Below are 19,462 nucleotides of genomic sequence, written 5' to 3' on the forward strand. Positions count from 1 at the left end.
AGATGAAGAAGTTAATGTTTGTTGTTGCCGCTTTATTGCTTGTTGGTTGTCAGCCATTGCAGAGCATGAGACCTGATGATTTTTTAGTAGCTGTTGGCTACGCGAGTATCAGTGAGCAGAAAGGCCGTAACGACGAAGAGAGACGCATCCGTGCGATGAGAGCCTCTAAGATCGATGCTTATCGTGAGTTAGCTGAACAGGTTTACGGCATGCGAGTAAGTGGCCGTGCTGAACTTGAAGATCAACGCCTTGGCACTGAACGTACGTCAGGTGCGGTTGATGGTGTTATTCGTGGTGCAGAAGTCGTGCGCAGTTACCCAGTGGGTGATAGCTACGTGACCGAGCTTCAGTTAGACATCCGTAAGATGGATCAGCTCCGTAATTACGGTGAAGTTCAGGCAGTACCTGAGAAGAGACAACAAACACTGTTCTAGTTCCGGTGTTTGAATTGAATATTCAGTGATATTGGCTGCCACTCGCTTTCCAGATGGCGTATCGGCAACCAATAACTAGCATGAATGTAAAAGCGGCAAATATGAAAATACTTGCCGCTTTTTGTTTTTGTTGTCTTGGGCGTACTTTCAGATATGTAGGTGTTTGATAGGATTCGAAATGTAGATAAGCTGAGATACAGATACAGATACAGATACAGATACAGATACAGATACAGATACAAGCAGAAGGTTAATAAGGGGTATTACTGAAAAGGGAGACTTAACTAGGCTTTTACGTTGGTTCCCAGCGTAGAAATAGTATGCGTTTGACCACCGGCATTGTAGGTCATGCCAATTTTACCGTGGCTTTGCTGCATCATATTGCTGAGTTTTTTGAAGCTAAGGTGTGCTCGATTCAAGGCTTCGCCATTAACCAGGTTCGCTTGATGGCAATCGTGCACTATGGACTTGATGGTTGCGACTAACTGAGCCAGTTCAGGGTTCTCGGTCAGTTCTGAGATATTGGTATGGGCAGCGATGCGTTGATCGGTTGATCTTAGCTGTTCGACAAGAACCACTTTTTCTTTGGCGATTCGCTCAATATCATTGGATTGTCGGCTCGTGATCGCGGTTTTCTCTGAACTTAATAATTCAGATAAGGCTTTGGCATTTTGAAGTTGAAAATTAACTAAGTCTGCTAGTGCCGCCATAACGTAAACCTATCAATAACCTCGTGTGTTTTAAGTTAACCACTTAATCTAAGGGTTAGTGCTTAAAGACCTTTTAATTCGTTTTCGAACTTGATCATGTTGTCAGCCAATTTTTCTGGATCAACCGTGTATGAACCGTTCGCAATTGCTTCTTTGATCGCTGCTACTTTCACAGAATCAAAGCTTGGCTGTGCTGCCATGTCTTGATGGAGTTGACCAATCGCTTTGCCTTGTTGGCTTAGAGAAACCGCATCTTTGCTCGCTGGTGATTTAGTTGACACATCAGAACGAGATGCCTCAGAACTAGAATCAGAGCGTACTGCTGATCGGTTGGTGGTCGTTAGGGTTTGCCCTGAACGAATATTATCAATGCCTGCCATAGTTAAGCCTTTTTCTTCAAAAATGGGAACCTGTACAGTCAATATCGACCAAGGGTTCAAATACTTTAGCAATTTTTAGCTCAATAGTCGAAAAGGGACCAAACACTGCTGCTGTGATTTTCAGCGCTAGAGTTGAGAGCGAAATTACTAACGATACCGTCAATTTAGAAGTAAAGAGTTAAAAGTAAACCGTGACTTCAGACATGCTGGTAACAATTCCTTCAATTATACGCTGTGATTTATCATTTTTCACTCTTACTTGATCGCCCATCGAACCATCGGTGAGTGCTGTGCCTTTGGTAGTAATGGTCATGCCACCTTTTACAGCCTGTATGATAACCTTCTCATTTCGGCATACGACGCAGATATCGCCTCTTTCAACAACATCTCCGGGTCTTAGGTTCTTTTTAACCTTGGCACCGACGACTTGCTCTGGAGCGGTGAAACCTTGGCGACGAAACTTGTTAAGAGAAATCATCGCGGTTGTCACATCGTATTGACCAACAATTTCGCCTCTCGCGAGTGCTCGAGTTGTTGTTACAAGCGGCACTGACATTGAAAGGCGTACCGGCACATAAACTCGCCACTCATCTGGAACACATTGCACTAAAACCGTAATACTGCTGCGGGTATTGGTGGTGGTTGAGGCACTTGTCTCGAGAGGGATTGGGCAGTCTGTTGCTTTGATTCTTGAGTCAACATTTGCTGAATTAACAAAGAGTTCGCCGCCTCGTGGCTGTTCAACGGTATCAAGGATATGTTGCTCCGCCGCAGACTGAATCATCTCAATTTGTTCTGGGGTCGCAGCTTGCACAAAAAAACTAAACAATATTGATAAAATGCCGATAAACTTAGCGACAGTTTTAAAAGTAGCTCTACACATTGCTATGGAAAGAGGTGGCAAATTTGTTTTATAATACGTCATTCCGTTTCTCTGGTGGTTCGTAGCCTGCAGTAGACTAACACTTTTTATACAAAAAAGTTTGATATGGAGATGAGCTCATGACGGGTATTCTTGATTCGGTGAATCAGCGTACGCAACTCGTCGGTCAAAACCGATTAGAATTACTAACCTTTCGCCTAATGGGGCGTCAGCGTTACGGCATTAATGTTTTTAAAGTAAAAGAAGTGCTTCAATGCCCTAAGCTGACGAAGATGCCAAACTTGAACCCACTGGTTAAAGGTGTCGCACACATTCGTGGCCAAACGATTTCTGTGATTGATTTGAGCTTAGCGATTGGTGGCCGTCCTACAACGGATGTTGAAAAGTGTTTTGTGGTTATCTCTGAGTTTAACCGAACCATTCAAGGTTTTTTGGTAAGTTCAGTTGAGCGCATTATTAACATGCACTGGGAATCTATTCTTCCGCCGCCTGATGGCGCAGGTAAAGCCAACTACCTGACAGCGGTAACCAACATCGATAATGAATTAGTCGAAATTCTGGATGTTGAAAAGATTCTTGCTGAGATTTCACCTGTTGATGAAACAATGGACAGCAAAATTGCTGAAGAAATCGCAGAAGTAGAACAAGAGAAAGAATTGGTTCGCCGTATCTTGATTGCTGATGATTCGACGGTTGCTCGTAAGCAGGTTCAACGTGCTATCGAGTCGATTGGTTTTGAAGTTATCTCAGTGAAAGATGGTAAAGAAGCCTACGAGAAGTTGATGCAGATGTCAGCCGAGGGCAGTATTTACGATCAGATTTCATTGGTGATTTCAGATATCGAAATGCCAGAAATGGATGGATACACGCTGACTGCTGAGATTCGTCGTCACGCAGAATTGAAAGATTTATACGTAATTTTACACTCATCATTGAGTGGTGTATTTAACCAAGCCATGGTTGAGCGAGTAGGGGCTAACTCCTTCATCGCGAAATTCAACCCTGATGAGCTTGGTGCAGCGGTTAAAGCTGCGTTAACTAACTAAAAGAGACATTAATGACTGCTATAACAATAAGTGATCAAGAGTATCGCGATTTCAGCCGTTTCTTAGAATCTCAATGTGGCATTGTATTAGGTGACAGCAAACAATACTTAGTGCGCAGCCGTCTAAGCCCATTAGTAACGAAGTTCAATGTAGCGTCGTTATCTGATTTGCTAAGAGATGTAGTGACAGGTCGAAACCGTGAGTTGAGAGTGGCAGCAGTGGATGCTATGACGACGAACGAGACACTTTGGTTCCGAGATACTTACCCGTTTGCTGTGCTTGCGGATAAACTTCTACCGGAAATAGCGGCAAATAAACGTCCTATTAAGATTTGGTCTGCGGCAAGTTCTTCAGGCCAAGAACCATACTCAATGGCAATGACGGTGCTTGAGACTCAAGCTCGTAAGCCGGGTATGCTGCCAAATGTATCGATTACCGCAACTGACATCTCAGCAAGTATGTTGGATATGTGCCGCACGGGCGCGTACGACAACCTTGCATTGGGACGCGGACTTTCTCCAGAGCGTCGTCGTACCTTCTTTGAAGATGCGGGCGATGGTCGTATGAAAGTGAAAGACAACGTAAAGCGCATGGTGAACTTCCGTCCTCAAAACTTGATGGACAGCTATGCACTGTTAGGCAAGTTCGACATCATCTTTTGTCGTAACGTGCTGATTTACTTCTCACCTGATATGAAGTCAAAGGTACTTAACCAGATGGCCAATAGCCTCAACCCTGGTGGTTACCTGCTATTAGGCGCGTCGGAATCACTAACAGGCTTAACGGATCGTTTTGAAATGGTTCGCTGTAATCCAGGCATCATCTACAAATTAAAGTAATGGTTGGCACCAGAATCAGGTGCGGCCTTACTGTCTAATTTCAAAACCCAGCCAAGTGCTGGGTTTTCTTTTTCCTGCTTAACCTATATCTTTAAGTCAGAGTGACATTCCAATTTACTCTATTTTTTGGCTTGTATATTGCAAGTTTACCCATGAGTAACCTGTAAAAGTATTGATAGACCGCTTTGTTTTAAAAGTTGGTATATATATTGCTTTGGTTATTTCATAACAGTCAGTTCTTGAGTTGAGGTTTACATGGCTATTTCTTTTGACAATGCTTTAGGCATTCACCAACACACAGTTGGTGTACGTGAGCGTAACGCTGAGGTGCTTTCCACCAATATCGCGCAAGCAAACACGCCTGGGTATAAGGCAAAGGGATTAGACTTTAAGAAATCGCTGCAAGCGGCAAGTTCTGGGGCAAGCATTGGTCTTAGCCGCACAGATGGTCGGCACATTTCTGCCTCAACAACGGTGAACGGGGAAACGAAGTATCGAATTCCTACACAACCTGATACAGGAGATGGCAACACGGTTGATTTGGATTTGGAAAGAAACCTTTTCATGCAAAACCAAATTAGGCATCAAGCCTCTCTCGACTTCCTAGGAAGTAAGTTCAAGAATTTAACTAAAGCGATTAAAGGGGAATAATTAGATGAGCTTATTTAATGTATTCAATGTGACTGGTTCTGCGATGAGTGCTGAATCTGTTCGTCTAAATACGACCTCGAGTAACCTTGCGAACGCGGACAGTGTAAGTAGTTCTGCTGAAGAAACTTACAAAGCTCGCCACGCAGTGTTCGGCGCTGAGTTAAATCGAGCACGCAACAGTGACCACACTGTGCCTGTGAAAGTATTAGGTATTGTTGAAAGCGATAAGCCGCTAAGCGCGGAGTACAACCCGGATCACCCATTAGCGAACAACGAAGGCTACATCTACAAGCCGAACGTGAACGTTATGGAAGAGATGGCAAACATGATTTCGGCATCACGTGCGTACCAAACGAACGTACAGGTTGCTGACTCAAGTAAACAAATGCTGCTGCGTACGCTGCAGATGGGTCAATAAGGATAAGGAGGTAGCACATGGCTGGAATCAACAACAATGTTGGTCAAAGCGGCTTGTCCTATGTTGACCAGCTGAAGAGTCTTCAAGATGGCGCTAAGAAGCCCGACGAAACAACAGGTAAGCAGGATCTTAAACAAGAAGATTTCTTATCTTTGTTGACTAAGCAATTAGCACAGCAAGACCCTTTCAAGCCGGTTAGCAATGACCAGATGATTGCGCAAATGGCTTCATTTGCGACCGTAGATGGCATTGGCAAAATGAATACACAGTTTGAAAGCTTGAATTCATCAATGACCTCTAACCAAGCACTGCAGGCCTCTTCTTTGGTTGGCCGTGATGTATTGGTTCCTGGTGCGGCAGGTGTGAAACCCGGTGATGGCGGTATGGCGGCAATGGTTAAGCTTCCTCAGGCAATGGACAATGTAATGGTCCGTGTTGAGAACGAAGTTGGCCAATTAGTTCGCACATTTGATATCGGTTCTAAACCTTCTGGTGACACACGTGTTGAATGGGACGGAAAAGACGAAGACGGTAACCCATTGCCGGCCGGTAAATACAACGTGAAAGCGTCGGGTTTGCTGGATGGCGAGAACACAGAGTTCCAAGTTTCCAGTTATGCGAACGTGAACAGTGTGCTTCTTGGTAAGGGTGATGGCAACGTACTACTCAATCTGGCTGGTTTCACATCGCCAGTACGACTTGCTGAAGTACTAGAAGTTGGTAAAGCGTAGCTCTTTATTGAGTGACTATGCTAGCTAGATAGATTAGGAGAATATTGGAATGTCATATGTAGCTTTAAGCGGCCTATCCGCTGCACAATTAGACCTGAATACAACCAGTAACAACATTGCGAACGCGAACACATTTGGCTTTAAAGAGTCTCGTGCTGAGTTCGGTGATGTTTACTCAAACTCGTTGTTCACTAACGCAAAAACGACGTCAGGTGGCGGTGCGCAAGCTAGCCAAGTGGCGCAACAGTTCCACGAAGGTTCAAGTATTTATACAAACAACCCAATGGACTTACGTGTCAGTGGTACAGGTTTCTTTGCTGTAGCGAAAGATCGCATGGTGCCAGAGATTAATGAACTAACGCGTAATGGTGCATTTCACCTAAACAAAGATAACTACATGGTTACAGCTAACGATGAGTTTCTTTTAGGCTACGATGTTGATCCTAACTCGGGTGAAGTTCTTTCTTACGCGCCAAAGCCTCTCGACATTCCTGCTGAGTTTGGTAAGCCAAAACAGACAGAAAACATTGAAGTAGGGGTTAACCTGCCTGCAAACGGTGATCTTAAAGACCCAGCTGCATTTAACTACCAAGATGCTGATACATACAACCGTGCAACGTCTTCGACGGTATACGATTCTATGGGGCAGTCTTACAAGTTAACGACTTACTACCTCAAAGATCAGACCCAACCAAACACTTGGCAAACGTACTACACCATGTCAGATGAGAATGGCGAGAAACCATTGAACATTACAGGCGGTGATGCGACGAATGCAACAGGTCATGTTGGTCATACAATGAAGTTCAACAATGATGGTACGTTAGCAAGCCTGAACAGTGGTCAGCCGATTAACTCTGATCCTCTAGGTGCTGGCGCGAACCCAATTGACTTGAACGGTGCGGATCCAACACAAGTGCTTAAGTTTGGTCTAGATTCTTCAACTCAGTTTGCTGCTCCGTTTGAATTGACTAAGTTTGATGAAGATGGTGCGACAACAGGTTTCTTAACCAAAATCGATTTCGATGAGTACGGCAGTGTTCTAGGTACTTACTCAAATGGTGAAAACGTGATGCTTGGCCGTGTAGGCTTGGTTCGTGTACCAAATGAGCAAGGTCTAGATAAGAAAGGCGGCACTCAATGGGATTCTACTAACGACTCAGGTGACAAAATCTGGGGTGAATCGAATAAAGGTTCATTTGGTAGCATCAACAACGGCTCTCTAGAGCAGTCGAACATCGATATGACTCAAGAACTGGTTGATTTGATTTCTGCTCAACGTAACTTCCAAGCGAACTCGCGTTCTCTAGAAGTACACAACCAGCTACAACAGAATATTCTTCAGATTCGTTAATCGTTTAAAGCGTTTGAATCATCTGCGAATACCCAATTCAATGTTATTGAATTGGGTATTGTTGTTTGTCTTTTTATTTGCCGCCCCTATTGCCGCACGGTAATGCCACTGGCAATAATTCATCCTGAATGATCCTTTGATGATCACCTTTCTTGTTTGTTTTCTATTTAAATCATTGATAAATAACAGTTAAAAATATTGGCACAGTGTTTGCTTTATTAGCCCCAGAAGATGATTTTTGGAGCAAAATTATGGATCGCGCACTGTTTCTTGCCATGAGTGGCGCTAAGCAAAATATGCAAGCTTTGCAGCTACGTGCAAACAACCTTGCCAACGTAAGTACAACGGGTTTCCGTGCTGATTTAGCACAGGCACGTTCAATGCAAGCGTATGGCGAAGGCATGCCTACTCGTGTTTTCAGCATGACAGAGCGTCCGGGTCATAATTTCGCTCAGGGTAGTGTGGTTACTACTGGCCGAGATCTAGATGTCACCGTTCAAGGTGATGGTTGGATTTCAGTGATGGACAATACTGGCCGTGAAGGTTTAACACGTAACGGTAACCTAAGGGTTGACCAAAACGGTTTACTAACCAACGCAAGTGGTCACTTAGTGCTCGGTGAAAACGACGCACCAATCACACTGCCAATCCCAATTAGTAAAGTAGAAATTGGTACAGACGGTACGATCTCAGTCATTCCTCAAGGCGCTCCAGCTGAAGAATTGGCCGTGGTTGATCGTATTAAGCTTGTGCGTCCAGACAACCAAAGTTTGTTTAAAGATACGAATGGTCTATTCCGTTCGAAAAACCCAGATCAGGCATACGAAGCAGATGCAGCGGTAACGTTGCTAAAAGGTGCTATCGAAGGCAGTAACGTAAATGCCGTAGGTGAAATGACCAGCTTAATTGACTTACAACGTCAGTTTGAAATGCAGGTCAAGATGATGAGCACAGCAGAGGAAATGGACAAGTCGTCTGATTCACTGCTTCGTATGAGCTAATAGAATTTAAAGGAAATTGCTATGCATCCAGCATTATGGGTAAGTAAAACAGGTTTAGACGCCCAACAAACCAATATCTCAACGATTTCGAACAACCTTGCCAACGCCTCGACTATTGGTTTTAAAAAGAGCCGCGCGGTATTTGAAGACTTGTTCTACCAAAACATCAACCAACCGGGTGGCCAATCGTCTCAGAACACTGAGCTGCCAAGTGGTTTGATGTTGGGTGCCGGTTCTAAGGTAGTAGCAACTCAAAAGGTTCACACGCACGGTAACGCACAAACGACGTCGAATAGCCTAGATATGATGATTGAAGGCGACGGCTTCTTCCAAGTTGAGATGCCAGACGGTGAAACAGGTTACAGCCGTAATGGTCAGTTTACTCTGAACGGTGACGGCGCAATCGTAACATCGGGTCAAGGTTATCCTTTGCAACCTGAAATCGTTATCCCTGAAGATGCGATCTCGGTAACGGTTGGCAACGACGGTGAAGTATCGGTTCGTCTTCGTGGTGAGCAAAACAACGTAGTCGTAGGCCAAATCACGATTACAGACTTCGTAAACCCAGGCGGTTTAGAACCAGTCGGTCAAAACCTTTACTTGCCGACTGGTGCGAGTGGTGACCCACAAGAAGGTGTTCCGGGCTTTGATGGCTTAGGTAACATCCGCCAGTCGATGCTAGAAACATCGAACGTAAACGTAACCGAAGAGCTAGTGAATATGATCGAAGCTCAACGTGTTTACGAAATGAACTCGAAAGTTATCTCGTCGGTCGACAAGATGATGAGCTTTGTTAACCAACAGCTGTAATTGGTTTATCGCCGCTTACTTGTTTCGCATTAATCGACGTGTTTGCCACTGTCTACTATTTACAACGACTTGTTGAGAGTATATCGCCATGAAACGTATTTTTTGTTTAGCCCTGTTAGCTTCGATGACTGGTTGTACAGTACTGGATCCAATTGAGACACCAGCGCAAGAGAACGCGACCACAGTGGTTGATGCGGTAGAAGGCGATAAGTCGGCAGAAGAAAGCTCAGGCATCATCGACACGCTTCGTGGCAGAACCGATCCTATTGCTGGTGACCCAGCGTGGGCGCCAATCAATCCAAAAGAAAAACCAGAGCATTACGCAGCGGCAACAGGCTCACTGTTTAATATTAACCATATTGGCAGCATGTATGATGACTCAAAACCGCGTGGTATTGGTGATATTATTACCGTGGCGCTGGATGAGAATACTCGAGCGACCAAAAAAGCCAATGCTGACATGTCTAAGTCAAATGATGCATCGATGGAACCTCTGGCTGTGGGTGGCCAAGAGCTGACGATCGACAAGTACAACTTCTCTTATGACCTGAGCAACACCAATACCTTTGCAGGTGATGCGTCAGCCAACCAAAGTAACAGCATCAGCGGTTACATTACCGTTGAAGTCATCGAAGTATTAGCTAATGGCAACCTAGTGGTTCGTGGCGAAAAGTGGATGACACTGAATACGGGTGATGAGTATATCCGCCTAAGCGGCACCATCCGTCCTGATGACATTGATTTCGAAAACACCATCGCTTCAAACCGTGTGTCTAACGCACGAATTCAATACTCTGGCACTGGCGTGCAAAAAGATATGCAAGAGCCTGGATTCTTGGCACGATTCTTTAATGTATCTCTGTAGAGCTTGAGAGAGTGTCGGATTACTGACTCTCTCGTAATTATCTAATTTCAAGCTAACTCATTATAAATTAAAGCAATACAGACAGGTTACTCAATGAAAAAACTGACACTCGTACTATTCGGCATGCTATTTCTTGCCACCAGTGCTCATGCTGCGCGTATTAAAGACGTGGCAAAAGTGGCGGGTGTTCGTAGTAACCAACTTGTCGGTTATGGTTTGGTCACGGGCTTGCCGGGTACTGGTGAGACAACTCCCTTTACCGATCAAACATTTAACGCAATGCTGCAAAATTTTGGCATCCAATTGCCGCCCGGCACTAAGCCAAAAACCAAAAACGTCGCGGCCGTTATTGTGACTGCTGAACTGCCAGCCTTCTCTAAGCAAGGTCAGGAAGTTGACGTAACAGTATCTTCTATCGGTTCGGCAAAAAGCCTACGTGGTGGCACGCTGCTACAAACCTTTCTAAAAGGTCTTGATGGCCAAGTGTATGCCGTAGCGCAAGGTAACCTGGTAGTAAGTGGTTTTAGTGCACAAGGTAACGACGGTTCAAAGATTGTCGGTAACAACCCTAACGTTGGCATCATCTCTAGCGGTGCAACGGTTGAACAAGAGATCCCAACGCCATTCGGCCGTGGCGACTACATCACCTTCAATCTAATCCAATCAGATTTCACAACGGCCCAGCGTATGGCTGATGCGGTTAATAATTTCCTAGGCCCACAAATGGCTTCAGCGGTAGACGCAACTTCAGTAAAAGTTCGCGCACCGCGTGAAATCAGCCAGCGTGTGGCGTTCTTATCGGCTATCGAAAACATCGAGTTCGACCCTGCTGAAGGCTCTGCAAAAATCATCGTAAACTCTCGTACTGGTACGATTGTGGTTGGTAAGCACGTTCGCCTCAAAGCGGCAGCGGTAACGCACGGTGGTATGACGGTTGCTATCAAAGAAAACCTAAACGTAAGCCAACCGAATGCATTTTCAGGTGGTCAAACGGTAGTCGTTCCTGATTCAGATATCGAAGTAACGGAAGCTGATGGCAAGATGTTCAAGTTTGAGCCGGGCTTAACGCTGGATGATTTGGTTCGCGCAGTTAACGAAGTAGGCGCAGCGCCTTCTGATTTAATGGCAATCCTTCAAGCACTGAAACAAGCGGGTGCGATTGAAGGTCAATTGATCATTATCTAAGGGATAAAGCATGATTAAGAATAACAATGACATCGGCTTTATTCACGACATCGGCAGCCTAGACCGCCTTCGTCAACAAGCGGTAAATGGTGAAGAGGGCAGCGAAAAAGAAGCACTGACGGCTGCAGCAAAACAGTTTGAATCGATTTTTACCTCGATGTTGTTTAAGTCGATGCGCGATGCGAACTCGAGTTTCAAGTCGGACATGTTGAATAGTCAGAACGAGCAGTTCTATCGTCAGATGCAAGATGACCAAATGGCGAGTGAGTTGAGTGCTTCAGGTTCGTTAGGTCTTGCAGATATGATTGTGGCGCAGTTAAGCGCTGGTCAAGCAAGCGATACGACAGAAGATAAGGTTCGTAGTGAAGGCTTTGATACTTCACTGCAAAGACCTCAATACTCAGGTCGTTCAGAAGATAGAGCATCTGAAGTTCAATCTGCGTCAACGGTTAAACAACCCGTCTCTTTCGATTCTCCAGAGTCATTTGTTATTTCAATGAAGCCTTACGCAGAAAAAGCAGCAAGCGCGCTTGGTGTAGATTCATCTCTACTGTTGGCACAAGCGGCACTCGAGACAGGTTGGGGTTCCAAAATGGTTAAGAACTCATTGGGTAACAGTAATAACCTATTCAACATCAAAGCGGACAGAAGCTGGAAGGGCGATAAGGTCGCGACTCAAACTCTTGAGTTCCACGGTAAGACAGCCGTTAAAGAATCCGCTTCTTTCCGTTCTTACTCAAACTTTGAAGACAGCTTTAATGACTATGTGAAGTTCTTAAACGAAAACCCAAGGTACAAAACGGCACTTCAGCATCAAGGTAATTCAGAGAACTTCATCAAAGGTATCCACCAAGCGGGTTACGCAACTGACCCTAACTATGCAGATAAGGTATTGCGCGTTAAAGCTAAGATTGATGAGATGAACTAATCACCTTTAATGAACATCGAGAGCTTGCTATTGGCAGGCTCTTTTCTTATCCATCACCTCAAACCTTGCCGCGTTACTCAAAGTTATCTCCTTACACGTCAATAAATTATTGTCCTTTAGTTCTTATCTATCTCTATTGGCACATATATTGCTTTTTAAACTGGTAGTTAATCAGTTCATCCTGATTTTGTTAAGTTTTTTGGGGGCATTATGGCGTCGGATCTTCTGAATGTAGGGGCACAAAGTGTTCTTACCGCTCAGAGACAGCTAAACACCACAGGTCATAACATTTCTAACGCCAACACAGAGGGCTATAGCCGCCAATCTGTGATTCAAGGTGTGAATGACCCGCGCCAGTATGGTGGTCAAACCTACGGTATGGGTGTGCATGTGGAAAATGTTCGCCGCTCTTGGGATCAATTTGCCGTCAATGAACTTAACCTATCGACAACCAATGCCGCCAACAAAGGTGATACCGAAGCGAACCTAGATATGCTGTCGAGCATGTTGTCATCGGTGGCTTCGAAGAAGATCCCTGAAAACCTCAACGAGTGGTTTGATTCTGTTAAAACACTGGCCGATACACCGAATGATGTTGGCGCGCGAAAGGTTGTATTAGAAAAGGCTGGGTTATTAAGTAAAACGTTGAATGAGTTTCATGAAACGGTTCGCCAACAGTCTGATTCTACGAACAAAAAATTAGACATGGGTATCGAGCGAGTTAACCAACTGGCTTACGAGATCCGTGACGTACAACGCTTAATGATGCGAACTCCTGGGCCACATAATGACCTACGAGATCAGCACGAAAAGCTAATTAATGAGCTTTCTGGTTACACCAAAGTAACGGTAACTCCGCGCTCAAATGCCGAAGGATTTAACGTCCATATCGGCAATGGCCACACCTTGGTTTCAGGTAGTGAAGCGAGCCAACTGAAAATGGTTGATGGCTTGCCCGATGCGCATCAACGTCGCTTGGCGATTGTTGAAGGGAAATCCTTAAAACCGATCACCAGCAGTGATATCGACGGAAAAATCGGTGCCATGTTAGACATGCGAGACGAGCATATTCCAGCAATTATGGATGAGCTTGGCCGTTTGGCGACGGCGTTTTCGTACAAGGTAAATAGTCTTCAAGAGCAAGGTTTGGATCTCAACGGCAACGTGGGTAAGGACCTGTTTACCGATGTGAACTCAGAGCTGGTGGCAAAATCTCGTGTTACGGCCAGTGGGCAGTCGAAAGCCGATGTTGCGGTATATATCGATGATACCTCTGCCTTAAAAGGTGGTGAATACGGCCTTAAGTATGACGGCAGTGACTATGTGGTGACTAAGCCGAATGGTGAAACCGTTAAGGTGACGACCGACTCGAGTGGCAACGCTTTTTATCTTGATGGTATGCGAGTAGAAGTGCGCAATCCTCCTGAACTTGGCGAGAAGCTATTACTGCGCCCTACGCGCAACTTTGCCGCTCAGATTCAGATGGAAACCAAAGATCCAAAAGACATCGCAGCACAAAGTTATGAAGCTTCGACCACTTTTGCCAAAGGTACGGCTGGATTCAAAATCCTAGAAGCTGGTCAGCTGCGTGAGTTTGAAGTGATTGTGTCACCAAAAGGTGAGCAGTTTGCGGTGACGGATCCGAAGGGCAACATTTTAATGCAGCCGCAACCGTATCCGCCACAAGGGCCTGTGACCATCAATGGCACCACCTTTGAGCTAACGGCTGGCGCGGTGGCAAACGATAAATTTACGGCAAACCTTGTCCCATCAGAAGGTGACAACGGAAACCTACGTAAGTTACAAGATCTTCAAACCGGCAAGATCTTGAATGATGGTGAGTCTACGATTTTAGACCTTTACCACAACTTGAATACCAATACGGGCTTGAAGTCTTCAACGGCAAATCGTTTGAGTGATATCGCGACGCTAGAAAAGCAGTCAGCTCAAGAACGTATTGCTTCGATCTCGGGGGTTAACCTCGATGAAGAAGCGGCAAATATGATGAAATTTCAGCAAGCGTACATGGCTTCTTCACGCATCATGCAAGCAGCCAATGACACGTTTAATACTATTTTGGCTCTGAGGTAGGAAGTATAAATGTTGAATCGTATTTCTAGCTTCCATAACTATCAGTCAGTACAAAATGACTTGCGCCGCCAAGAGAACAAGGTGCATCACAACCAAGCGCAGCTTGCTTCAGGTAAGAAGCTGCAGTCGCCGAGTGATGACCCGTTAGCGACGCACTATTTGCAAAACATCGGTCAGCAGTCAGAGCAGCTTAAACAATATGTAGATGCGATTACTTTGGTCAGAAACCGCCTCGAGCATCATGAAGTATTGGTTTCCAACACGGAAGGTTTTGCTGATGAAGCAAAACGAACCGTAATGGAAATGATCAACGGTGCGCTGTCTCCTGAAGACCGTTTAGCTAAAAAGCGTGAGATCCAAGAGTTAGCGAATAACTTCCTACACTTGGCCAACTCTCAAGATGAGTCGGGTAACTACACATTTGCAGGCACTAAGCCGAAGAATCAGCCTTTCTTTCGAGATAACGAAGGGAATGTGACGTATCAAGGTGATGACTACCAACGCAAGATGCGTGTGGCAAGCAGTTTTGAAATGGCGATGAATGATCCCGGCAGCAAAATGTTTATGGAAATAGACAACCCGTTCGGTGATTACGAGCCTCAATATGAGCTTGAACCTGCGTCTGAGTTATTGCTCGGGCGTGCGACCAACAGCGATGAAGATGGGTCTACTTATAAAGTGACTTTTGTCGACATGCAGACGGGTAATTTCGCTTATCAACTTGAAAAAGACGGCGCAGTGGTTGCAGCAGAAGATTTTGATCCTTCGACAGGTATTGTTTACGAAGGGCTGAATATTCAAGTCAAAGGCCAGATCACTAAGGGTGATTCCATCACCTTAGAGCCGAGAGAGACATTTTCGATCTTTGATACGTTCAAAGAGGCGGCAGAACAAGCAGAAAACCCTGTATCGGATGCATCGGCAACGGCGAAATTGCACCAAGTAACAGAAGAGTTCCATGCTGCGTTTATCCATTTAACTAAGGCGAGAACAGATGTCGGTGCACGCTTGAGTACCTTGGATATTCAAGAGCAACAACATGAAGATTTTAAGTTGTCTTTGGCGAAAGCGAAAAGCAACTTTGAAGACTTGGATTATTCGAAAGCCATCATTGAGTTCAATGAAAACTCTCGGGCACTCCAAGCTTCACAACAAGCGTTTGGCAAAACAAAAGACCTAACCTTGTTTAACTATATATAACGATCTAGTGGTGAACTGCTGTTCATCACGGAGTCGATTCTTTGCCTTATGTGCTATGCCATACGTGCGAATGACTCCAATGCTTGCCGCTTTTTTGTACGAAACATTTTGTTTTTCAAGATAGCGGCAAAAAACGGCAATCAGGAGGGTATACGTTGTTTCACCCTCAAAGGACAAACAATCATAATCGCGTTTAATTTTGTGTAAGTTTTTGATTTTTATTTAATTAAAAAATTATTTATACAAAATTAAACTTGGCATACAACTTGTATCTGTGTTGGTTATAAATGATTAATACAGATCTTAAATCCTGAATAGGGTTTATCGAGTAATACACGGTCAGTGCTTATCCATATGAGAGTAAAGCTGGCCGCTTCGCAGAAAGTTTGCGAACTCATAAGGAGAGCAAAATGGCTATCAATGTAAGCACTAACGTATCTGCTATGACAGCACAACGTTACCTGAATAAAGCGTCTAATGACTTAGCGACTTCTATGGAGCGTTTGTCATCTGGTCACAAGATCAACAGCGCGAAAGACGATGCGGCTGGTCTGCAAATCTCGAACCGCTTAACAGCGCAATCACGTGGTCTTGATGTAGCAATGCGTAATGCTAACGATGGTATTTCGATCGCTCAAACCGCTGAAGGTGCGATGAACGAATCAACCAACGTACTACAACGTATGCGTGATCTAGCGATTCAATCGTCAAACGGCACTAACTCTCCAGCAGAGCGTACTGCACTGAACGAAGAGTCAATGGCACTTCAAGATGAGCTTAACCGTATCGCGGAAACAACTTCTTTTGGTGGTCGTCGTCTATTGAACGGTTCATTTGGTGAAGCGTCGTTCCAGATTGGTTCTAACTCTGGTGAAGCGATGATCATGGCGTTGACTAGCATTCGTGCCGATGATTTCCGCATGGGTGGTACTACGTTTGATTCAGAAAACGCGAAAGATAAAGATTGGCAAGTGCCGCCAACCGCAAGCGATCTTAAGTTCGAATTTAAGACTAAAGCGGGCGAAGACATCATTCTAGATATCAACACCAAAGCGGGTGACGATATTGAAGAACTGGCGACTTACATTAATGGTCAATCTGATCTAGTGAACGCATCGGTTACCGATGAAGGCCGTTTACAGCTGTTCGTTGCTGAACCTGATCTTGAGGGTTCAATGTCTATCTCTGGTGGTCTAGCATCTGAGCTAGGTATTAAGAGTGAAGGCCGTGCTACATCAGTTCAAGATATCAGCCTAACAAGCGTTGCAGGCTCACAGAACGCAATCAGTGTGATTGATTCTGCAATGAAGTACGTAGATTCACAGCGTGCTGATTTGGGTGCGAAACAGAACCGTCTAAGCCACAGTATTAATAACTTGGCAAACGTACAAGAGAACGTTGACGCTTCTAACAGCCGAATCAAAGATACGGACTTTGCGAAAGAGACGACGCAAATGACCAAGTCACAAATTCTGCAACAAGCAGGTACTTCGATACTTGCTCAAGCAAAACAGTTGCCTAACTCTGCAATGACATTATTGCAATAGTTATTGGTTGAACTTGCTGCTCGTGTTCAGACGTGAGCCATGCAGCAAGGGAAACTGGCAAGCATACTTACTATTGAGTGTTTAGCTCTCTCATCTCTCACCTGCTATCCATTTTTACGGTAAGAATGCAACGGCAAGTCGGAAATGTGTTCATTTCTCGATGATCTCCACACAGGCTCTGACGCGCCAACTAGCCCCGGTTCTCTCAAAGGAAAAGGGGCTTTTTCCTTTCTGACGTCTACCTTTCTGTTTCTTCGCTATCTACTTAGTTTGCCTAACCGCTTGTCACTCCAGTTCTCAACCTTGAATTAACTTCACCTGTTACCGCGGAAAATATCCCACCTCAATGTATTAAATCTGTCCGCATAGAGGATCTTTGATGATCGCTCATTTCTATACGTTGACCAATTTCTACGGCGTTCAGTCTGTTTTTTAAACAGTTCGAGATCTTGTACCAATTGAAGTCTGCAGTTGTTATAGAAAAATGTAATCTTTAAGTGTCTGAAAAATATTAATTTAATAATTTTTTTGTGGTTTTTTAAAAGTTTTTCTAAAGCTTCTGAATTTCGCGCCGTTATTAAAAGTAACTTTGAGAGAACTACTTTGGTTTTCCGAGACGTCGGAAACCGCTATACCGGAAAATCAATTGGAGAAATCACCATGGCAGTGAATGTAAATACAAACGTTTCAGCGATGACAGCGCAACGTTACCTAAACAACGCAAACAGCGCACAACAAACATCAATGGAGCGTCTAGCTTCAGGTTCTAAAATCAACAGCGCAAAAGATGACGCTGCAGGCCTACAAATCTCGAACCGTTTGAACGTTCAGAGCCGTGGTCTTGATGTTGCTGTACGTAACGCGAACGACGGTATCTCTATTGCACAAACTGCTGAAGGTGCAATGAACGAGACAACGAACATCCTGCAACGTATGCGTGATTTGTCTCTACAATCTTCAAACGGCTCAAACTCAAAATCTGAGCGTGTAGCGATTCAAGAAGAAGTAACAGCACTGAACGACGAACTAAACCGTATCGCGGAAACGACGTCTTTCGGTGGCAACAAGCTACTTAACGGTACTCACGGTACTAAATCATTCCAAATCGGTGCGGATAACGGTGAAGCGGTAATGCTTCAACTGAAAGACATGCGCTCTGATAACGCTCAGATGGGTGGTAAGAGCTACCAAACTGAGAATGCGAAGGACAAAGACTGGAACGTTCAAGCGGGCTCTAACGACCTGAAATTGTCGTTCACTGATAACTTTGGTCAAGCACAAGAAATCGACATCAGCGCAAAAGCGGGTGACGACATCGAAGAGCTAGCGACTTACATCAACGGTCAACAAGATTCTGTTAAAGCGTCTGTTACTGAAGACGGCAAGCTACAAATGTTCACAGGCAACAACAAAGTGAGCGGCGATGTGTCTTTCTCTGGCGGTCTTGCGGGTGAGCTAGGTATTCAAGCAGCTAAAGACGTAACGGTTGATACTATCGACGTAACATCTGTTGGCGGCGCACAAGAGTCTGTAGCAGTAATCGATGCGGCACTTAAGTACGTAGACAGTCACCGTGCTGAGCTAGGTGCTTTCCAAAACCGTTTCGACCACGCAATCAGCAACTTAGACAACATTAACGAGAACGTTAACGCATCTAAGAGCCGTATTAAAGATACCGACTTCGCGAAAGAAACGACTCAGATGACTAAATCTCAGATCCTTTCTCAAGCTTCAAGCTCGATTCTTGCTCAAGCGAAGCAAGCACCGAACTCGGCACTTAGCCTACTAGGTTAATCGATTAAAAAGCCACGTTGACTATAAGCGTCAACGTTAGGCTTCCACAAATTAGCTCGTGGTGAGAGATGAGCGCTAAACAGACCCAGCTTCGGCTGGGTTTTTTATTGCCTGTTATTTAACGAAGGCGTATTTGGAGAAGTGCATTATTGGTAAACAGAAGCAAAAGCGAGATTCCCTATCACGTTCGTGCCTCACTGTAGGGAATGACGGGAATAGGGCGATGATGATCCTATTGCTTTGCAATATAAGTACGGTTGGTCAGAGTAAGTAACGACTCAGCTAGAACAAAGACTTTTATCGTCATTCCAGAACCGAGTAGAACGAGATATCAGGGATCTCTTTTGGTTTTAAACTCAACACCACACTCATTAACTTAAATAATGGGGCAACTTTAGCGAATGTCGCCCTATTAATTGAAGCCCGATCACACTTTCCTTTGTTGTTGAAAAGAATATGAAAAAAAGCGCATTTTTTATTAAAGCTTCTAATTAAGGGGCCGTTAAAGGGATTGAGAGAAATGATATGTACCAATGTAAGGTGAGAGAGACACTGGTGCATAAACAAAATTGACATGTATTTGTGTGAGGTGAGA

General features: G+C 44.6%; 19 protein-coding genes. 16 read left to right on the top strand and 3 right to left on the bottom strand.

The annotated features are described in order from the left end of the window. The first annotated feature begins 2 nt into the window (after positions 1 to 2). Complete coding sequence (gene flgP / locus OCV12_RS03880) at positions 3 to 434, top strand: flagellar assembly lipoprotein FlgP (protein WP_016791311.1); 432 nt, start codon at positions 3 to 5, stop codon at positions 432 to 434. Positions 435 to 718: 284 nt separating this feature from the next. Here the strand turns inward: flgP and OCV12_RS03885 are convergent, their stop codons facing one another. From OCV12_RS03885 to flgA, 3 genes are all read right to left on the bottom strand, one after another. Further along, positions 719 to 1,144, bottom strand: a complete 426-nt coding sequence (locus tag OCV12_RS03885) for a flagella synthesis protein FlgN (RefSeq protein WP_016784737.1) — start codon at positions 1,142 to 1,144, stop codon at positions 719 to 721. A gap of 62 nt (positions 1,145 to 1,206) precedes the next feature. Beyond that, positions 1,207 to 1,524 carry a flagellar biosynthesis anti-sigma factor FlgM gene (gene flgM, locus OCV12_RS03890; RefSeq protein ID WP_017631743.1) on the bottom strand — a complete coding sequence of 106 codons (318 nt, stop codon included), beginning with the start codon at positions 1,522 to 1,524 and terminating at the stop codon, positions 1,207 to 1,209. A gap of 178 nt (positions 1,525 to 1,702) precedes the next feature. Further along, positions 1,703 to 2,449, bottom strand: coding sequence for a flagellar basal body P-ring formation chaperone FlgA (gene flgA, locus OCV12_RS03895; RefSeq protein WP_026084342.1), 747 nt, complete (start codon positions 2,447 to 2,449; stop codon positions 1,703 to 1,705). Positions 2,450 to 2,526: 77 nt separating this feature from the next. On the opposite strand from flgA, the gene OCV12_RS03900 reads away from it, so the two are divergent. The 15 genes from OCV12_RS03900 to OCV12_RS03970 all read left to right on the top strand — a co-directional run bounded on the left by OCV12_RS03900 (position 2,527) and on the right by OCV12_RS03970 (position 18,867). Continuing rightward, positions 2,527 to 3,453, top strand: coding sequence for a chemotaxis protein CheV (locus tag OCV12_RS03900; RefSeq protein ID WP_017631741.1), 927 nt, complete (start codon positions 2,527 to 2,529; stop codon positions 3,451 to 3,453). Positions 3,454 to 3,464: 11 nt separating this feature from the next. Continuing rightward, the gene (locus OCV12_RS03905; protein ID WP_017631740.1) at positions 3,465 to 4,292 is read left to right on the top strand and encodes a protein-glutamate O-methyltransferase; all 828 of its coding nucleotides are present in this window, start codon (positions 3,465 to 3,467) and stop codon (positions 4,290 to 4,292) included. Between the two features lie 255 nt (positions 4,293 to 4,547). After that, positions 4,548 to 4,943: a flagellar basal body rod protein FlgB gene (gene flgB, locus OCV12_RS03910; protein ID WP_004736175.1), complete on the top strand. Its 396-nt coding sequence runs from the start codon at positions 4,548 to 4,550 to the stop codon at positions 4,941 to 4,943. Positions 4,944 to 4,947: 4 nt separating this feature from the next. Next, the gene (gene flgC, locus OCV12_RS03915; RefSeq protein ID WP_017631739.1) at positions 4,948 to 5,361 is read left to right on the top strand and encodes a flagellar basal body rod protein FlgC; all 414 of its coding nucleotides are present in this window, start codon (positions 4,948 to 4,950) and stop codon (positions 5,359 to 5,361) included. A 17-nt stretch (positions 5,362 to 5,378) separates the two neighbouring features. Further along, a complete protein-coding gene (flgD, locus tag OCV12_RS03920; RefSeq protein ID WP_010439286.1) occupies positions 5,379 to 6,092 on the top strand; it encodes a flagellar hook assembly protein FlgD in 714 nt (237 codons plus the stop codon). Positions 6,093 to 6,141: 49 nt separating this feature from the next. Continuing rightward, positions 6,142 to 7,446 (top strand): flagellar hook protein FlgE, encoded by a 1,305-nt coding sequence (gene flgE, locus OCV12_RS03925; RefSeq protein ID WP_017631737.1) that lies wholly within the window; start codon positions 6,142 to 6,144, stop codon positions 7,444 to 7,446. 251 nt (positions 7,447 to 7,697) lie between these two features. After that, on the top strand, positions 7,698 to 8,447 hold the full coding sequence (locus OCV12_RS03930) for a flagellar basal body rod protein FlgF (RefSeq protein ID WP_261885397.1): 750 nt from the start codon (positions 7,698 to 7,700) through the stop codon (positions 8,445 to 8,447). A 21-nt stretch (positions 8,448 to 8,468) separates the two neighbouring features. Continuing rightward, positions 8,469 to 9,257, top strand: a complete 789-nt coding sequence (gene flgG / locus OCV12_RS03935) for a flagellar basal-body rod protein FlgG (RefSeq protein WP_004739713.1) — start codon at positions 8,469 to 8,471, stop codon at positions 9,255 to 9,257. A gap of 88 nt (positions 9,258 to 9,345) precedes the next feature. Then, a complete protein-coding gene (gene flgH / locus OCV12_RS03940; RefSeq protein WP_017631736.1) occupies positions 9,346 to 10,122 on the top strand; it encodes a flagellar basal body L-ring protein FlgH in 777 nt (258 codons plus the stop codon). A gap of 93 nt (positions 10,123 to 10,215) precedes the next feature. Further along, a complete protein-coding gene (locus OCV12_RS03945; RefSeq protein ID WP_008218243.1) occupies positions 10,216 to 11,307 on the top strand; it encodes a flagellar basal body P-ring protein FlgI in 1,092 nt (363 codons plus the stop codon). A gap of 10 nt (positions 11,308 to 11,317) precedes the next feature. Further along, positions 11,318 to 12,235, top strand: a complete 918-nt coding sequence (flgJ, locus tag OCV12_RS03950) for a flagellar assembly peptidoglycan hydrolase FlgJ (RefSeq protein WP_261885398.1) — start codon at positions 11,318 to 11,320, stop codon at positions 12,233 to 12,235. A 210-nt stretch (positions 12,236 to 12,445) separates the two neighbouring features. Continuing rightward, the gene (gene flgK, locus OCV12_RS03955) at positions 12,446 to 14,326 is read left to right on the top strand and encodes a flagellar hook-associated protein FlgK (RefSeq protein WP_176681817.1); all 1,881 of its coding nucleotides are present in this window, start codon (positions 12,446 to 12,448) and stop codon (positions 14,324 to 14,326) included. A gap of 9 nt (positions 14,327 to 14,335) precedes the next feature. Next, a complete protein-coding gene (gene flgL, locus OCV12_RS03960) occupies positions 14,336 to 15,526 on the top strand; it encodes a flagellar hook-associated protein FlgL (RefSeq protein WP_048661936.1) in 1,191 nt (396 codons plus the stop codon). A 410-nt stretch (positions 15,527 to 15,936) separates the two neighbouring features. After that, complete coding sequence (locus OCV12_RS03965) at positions 15,937 to 17,073, top strand: flagellin (protein ID WP_076651682.1); 1,137 nt, start codon at positions 15,937 to 15,939, stop codon at positions 17,071 to 17,073. Between the two features lie 660 nt (positions 17,074 to 17,733). Beyond that, positions 17,734 to 18,867, top strand: a complete 1,134-nt coding sequence (locus OCV12_RS03970) for a flagellin (protein ID WP_102300543.1) — start codon at positions 17,734 to 17,736, stop codon at positions 18,865 to 18,867. The last annotated feature ends 595 nt before the right edge of the window (positions 18,868 to 19,462 follow it).

The organism is Vibrio pomeroyi, from assembly GCF_024347595.1.
GTDB lineage: Bacteria > Pseudomonadota > Gammaproteobacteria > Enterobacterales > Vibrionaceae > Vibrio > Vibrio pomeroyi.

Coding starts and splice junctions, on each gene's coding strand:
- flgP (WP_016791311.1), top strand. CDS start 3: ATGAAGAAGTTAATGTTTGTTGTTGCCGCTTTATTGCTTGTTGGTTGT.
- OCV12_RS03885 (WP_016784737.1), bottom strand. CDS start 1,144: ATGGCGGCACTAGCAGACTTAGTTAATTTTCAACTTCAAAATGCCAAA.
- flgM (WP_017631743.1), bottom strand. CDS start 1,524: ATGGCAGGCATTGATAATATTCGTTCAGGGCAAACCCTAACGACCACC.
- flgA (WP_026084342.1), bottom strand. CDS start 2,449: ATGACGTATTATAAAACAAATTTGCCACCTCTTTCCATAGCAATGTGT.
- OCV12_RS03900 (WP_017631741.1), top strand. CDS start 2,527: ATGACGGGTATTCTTGATTCGGTGAATCAGCGTACGCAACTCGTCGGT.
- OCV12_RS03905 (WP_017631740.1), top strand. CDS start 3,465: ATGACTGCTATAACAATAAGTGATCAAGAGTATCGCGATTTCAGCCGT.
- flgB (WP_004736175.1), top strand. CDS start 4,548: ATGGCTATTTCTTTTGACAATGCTTTAGGCATTCACCAACACACAGTT.
- flgC (WP_017631739.1), top strand. CDS start 4,948: ATGAGCTTATTTAATGTATTCAATGTGACTGGTTCTGCGATGAGTGCT.
- flgD (WP_010439286.1), top strand. CDS start 5,379: ATGGCTGGAATCAACAACAATGTTGGTCAAAGCGGCTTGTCCTATGTT.
- flgE (WP_017631737.1), top strand. CDS start 6,142: ATGTCATATGTAGCTTTAAGCGGCCTATCCGCTGCACAATTAGACCTG.
- OCV12_RS03930 (WP_261885397.1), top strand. CDS start 7,698: ATGGATCGCGCACTGTTTCTTGCCATGAGTGGCGCTAAGCAAAATATG.
- flgG (WP_004739713.1), top strand. CDS start 8,469: ATGCATCCAGCATTATGGGTAAGTAAAACAGGTTTAGACGCCCAACAA.
- flgH (WP_017631736.1), top strand. CDS start 9,346: ATGAAACGTATTTTTTGTTTAGCCCTGTTAGCTTCGATGACTGGTTGT.
- OCV12_RS03945 (WP_008218243.1), top strand. CDS start 10,216: ATGAAAAAACTGACACTCGTACTATTCGGCATGCTATTTCTTGCCACC.
- flgJ (WP_261885398.1), top strand. CDS start 11,318: ATGATTAAGAATAACAATGACATCGGCTTTATTCACGACATCGGCAGC.
- flgK (WP_176681817.1), top strand. CDS start 12,446: ATGGCGTCGGATCTTCTGAATGTAGGGGCACAAAGTGTTCTTACCGCT.
- flgL (WP_048661936.1), top strand. CDS start 14,336: ATGTTGAATCGTATTTCTAGCTTCCATAACTATCAGTCAGTACAAAAT.
- OCV12_RS03965 (WP_076651682.1), top strand. CDS start 15,937: ATGGCTATCAATGTAAGCACTAACGTATCTGCTATGACAGCACAACGT.
- OCV12_RS03970 (WP_102300543.1), top strand. CDS start 17,734: ATGGCAGTGAATGTAAATACAAACGTTTCAGCGATGACAGCGCAACGT.